Annotated in this window: 1 protein-coding gene and 1 pseudogene; both read left to right on the top strand. The window is 31.1% G+C overall.

The features are described 5' to 3' along the window. The coding region (locus tag KA900_RS14610) for an ABC transporter permease (RefSeq protein WP_210139786.1) at window positions 1-629 on the top strand (629 nt) is incomplete at its 5' end. 55 nt (window positions 630-684) lie between these two features. Further along, window positions 685-899 (top strand): annotated as a pseudogene (locus KA900_RS14605) (helix-turn-helix transcriptional regulator); the annotation flags it as partial.

Genomic DNA, 899 nt, shown 5'->3' with positions numbered 1-899 from the left:
TGCCATCAAGCATGAATTTTAAAATGTTACCTATGTTTTTAACTTTAGCTGGATATGTAGGCGCAATGATTGGAGCGATGCAATTAGTTAGTGCATTTAAAGAAAACAGACACAGAGCTAGTAAAACCAAGTTGTTTATCTATGTGCAACTAACAGCTCTAATCATTGGATTAGCTTCTTCTGTCATTTCTTTAGGTATTGCTTATTTAGTCAATGACTTAGAAGCTGATAAATTCTTAAGTATTTTTGGTCAATTAGTATTGAATTATTGGGTTTCCTTTAACTTTACAGCAATCGTCGTATTCTTAATAGGACAGGCAGGTATGATTTTAAATATTCCTATTTTACTCATACAAACAATTGCTAATGGGGCAACAATGAGTCGTGATATGATGCCTACAGTTTATAACTGGATGAGTCATATTTCCCCAATGTATTATTCAGTTCAGGGTCACTTTGCAAACATTTTTGGAAGCATACCACAAACACCTTATATTTTATCTATGGCAGCTGTAGGTGTCGTTGCTATGTTCGTTAATATTGTTATCGTTACGTTTCTTTATAAAAAAGAATCCGATATCGTTTTTGAGAATTATAAAAATACTAACGAAACGCTTGCAAACTATTAACACCTTCTTTAGTTCTGTTAAAATAAAGGTATTAAGAAAAAAGGAGCCTTTAATAATGTCTATCCAAATATTTATATTAGGGAAATTAATGGAAAAAAACAGTTACCCTTATTTATTAAAAAAACAGCTATCAGAACCTATACCTTTTGATAAAATGAGCGGACTAACAGAAAGTAAGCTTTATTATAATTTTGAAGCATTATCCAAAAAAGGCCTTGTAGAAATAGTGGAGACAATTAAAGAAGAAAATCGTCCAGATAAACAAGTATT

Origin of the sequence: Staphylococcus sp. GDY8P120P, assembly GCF_017892065.1 — a bacterium.
Classification (GTDB): domain Bacteria; phylum Bacillota; class Bacilli; order Staphylococcales; family Staphylococcaceae; genus Staphylococcus; species Staphylococcus nepalensis.
The sequence above is the reverse complement of the archived record's forward strand: the minus strand, read 5'-3'. Positions and strand labels throughout refer to the sequence as shown.